General features: G+C 44.3%; 2 protein-coding genes. One reads left to right on the top strand and one right to left on the bottom strand.

Annotation, left to right across the window (positions count from 1 at the left end; translation table 11 throughout):
• Positions 1-214 precede the first annotated feature (214 nt).
• Positions 215-1066 (bottom strand): YitT family protein, encoded by an 852-nt coding sequence (locus GPK83_RS00650; protein WP_142410843.1) that lies wholly within the window; start codon positions 1064-1066, stop codon positions 215-217.
• A 302-nt stretch (positions 1067-1368) separates the two neighbouring features.
• Here GPK83_RS00650 and GPK83_RS16735 point away from each other — a divergent pair, with 302 nt between their 5' ends.
• Positions 1369-2169: a sodium ion-translocating decarboxylase subunit beta gene (locus GPK83_RS16735; protein WP_252196187.1), complete on the top strand. Its 801-nt coding sequence runs from the start codon at positions 1369-1371 to the stop codon at positions 2167-2169.
• The last annotated feature ends 340 nt before the right edge of the window (positions 2170-2509 follow it).

A 2509-nucleotide genomic window follows, 5' to 3' on the forward strand; every position in this document is an offset into this window, starting at 1 on the left:
GCTGATGGGATTTTTGCCTTCCAGCCTATGTTTTCTTACGGTCAGCGCAGCAAGTGCGCAGACCTACTGAACAGTTACAAATAAGTTTACATAACAAAACCACCAACAGAAATGAATCTGTGAGGTGGTTTTGTCTATGCAGACGATTATTCAAAATCAAATTGATTCAAAAAGACGATAGAAGTGTCCAAGGCCAAAAAGAGTGCTGATTCTATCACGCACTGATCTTCTTCGGCCGGTACCGGATATCCGAAACTTTATACACCGTGATAAATGCCTCCGGATCACTGGAACTGATATAGTTCATGAGTGCCTGATACTCACGCTTATCCACGATCGTAATGATCTCATTGTGTTTCTCAAAATTATACGCACCGATCGCTTCATAGATCGTTGCGCCGCTGTGCAGATTGTTAATAATGAACTCGCGGAGTTCTTCCTCTTTCTTCGTGATAATGCAGACACGTCTCTTGACATTCTGGTCAAAAATAAAGTAATCGAGGACGATTCCGTTCACATATGTACCGAGCACACTGAGCACGACGGTCTTCTTGTCATAAACGAACGCGGAAGAAAGCGCCACGCACATGCCGGAGAGAGACATTGCCTTTCCGAGATCCACATGCAGGTACTTGTTCATGATCTTTGCAACGATGTCCAGTCCACCGGATGATGCATTCATGTTAAAGAGCATCGCGAGACCGATGCTGACTACCAGCACATAGCAGACCGCATCCAGCTCCTGACTTCCGGTGAGGGACGTAAAATCCGGGAAGATTTTCTCGAAAATACCTAAGAAGACCGGCAACATGACACTCGTGTATACAGTTTTTGCGCCGAACTCCTTACCGCAGAAAATAAATCCGATGATCAGCAGGAGGATGTTGAGCGCCATCGTGATCACAGAAAGCGGAAGCGGGATAAAGTGGGTCAGAATAATTCCGAGACCGGAAATACTGCTGATCGATGTGTGGCTTGGTACCAGAAAAAAGAAAACCGCTATGGCTGTGATTGCGTCAGCCAGGGTCATGACAAAAATTTCTTTGATCAATCCCTTGTTGTTCATAATACAGAACCCTTTCCCATTTGTGATTTGGTGATCTGCTGTGAGCATTATGCGTTATGTCTTTCCCACAGCTATAATTTTCGGTTCAAGTATATACTGGATGTACATGAAGTGCAAGAACATGTAGTGAAGTGTGACCATGTTAAAAGGCTGTTGTAAGACGGGAAGAAAATAGACAGGAAATGTTAAGGGAATTTATATATGGGAGTAAAAAGTATATGGTAATATAAACCATATAATCAGCTGGGGAACAAGCGGTTCTGCCCGATAACACGACGAGTAAAATAAAAGGTGGGGAAACAATGAATAATAAAAAGAAAATTTTGGCGGCAGCAGGCATCCTGATTCTCTCAGGAGCTACCGCGATGGCATTTTATATATGGAAGAAAAATAAAACTCAGGTGGCGACATCAGTAGGCATTATCGGCGGTGCGGACGGACCGACATCGATTTTTCTCGCCGGTAAACTTGACAATTCCGCCGATGAAGGAACAAAAGCCGCAATTTTGGACCTCGAGACCGCAAAAAAACAGCCCTATGGTCAGGTAGTGGAGCTCGACTATGTGAGTATCGACAGGATCTCCCTCCACGGTTCCTTCGGATACATTGCTTTCGACATAAATGGCTCCGATGATTCTGCGACAATGGAGCCGGTGGCAGCCTACACCCTGGAAGAGGCTGGTCCCATCGTGACACAGGGCGATGAGTATACGGAAGTTCTCGGAAGCGCGGATGGCTGCGTGGTGGCACCGAAGGCGTATATGAAGGAAAAGAATCCGATGTACCTCTACTCCAACACCTATGGAGATGTGACGGAGCTTCCGGAAAAAGTCTGCAAGATCCTCAGAGAGAATAAAGAAAACGGCAGCTTCAAGGATGCATATCTGACGGACGACCGTCTGAATCAGATGGCATCGGATATCTACAACGAATATGGCAGCACACTGCTATACGGCCCGGTGGCGATCCCGGAGTTTGACAGCGAGGTCTACGGCTTCCTGGCAGCGGACGGTGACAATCTGGAGGACATCTGGTACGGAATCTGGCATGCGCCGCTGGAGGACCAGACATTCCCAATCACAAAGATAACACTGTTTGATTAAAAATAGATATTTTATATTTAACAAGAATCAGCAAGAATTCTCCCACCTCTATAGGTGGTGAGATGAATTGCCATCTCTTGCATAGTGCCATAGTTGGTATGTAGATATCAGATTATTGCACATAGCTGTGTTGTGTATTGTAAACTTCTCATATATTGATTTTTATAGTCGTGCTATATCATCAATCCTGCATACAATGAATAAGCCTGAAGGAAAAATAGATTGCAGATCAAGCAGAACAAATGTTCTAGAATGTAATAGACAAATGATCTCATTTGTGATATAATTAAATCAGTCGAAATAGAAAGAAAGGCTGATAAATATGAGAGAACTTGACAAT

Origin of the sequence: Clostridium sp. MCC328 (assembly GCF_018785465.1) — a bacterium.
GTDB classification, from domain to species: Bacteria; Bacillota; Clostridia; order Lachnospirales; family Lachnospiraceae; genus Pilosibacter; species Pilosibacter fragilis.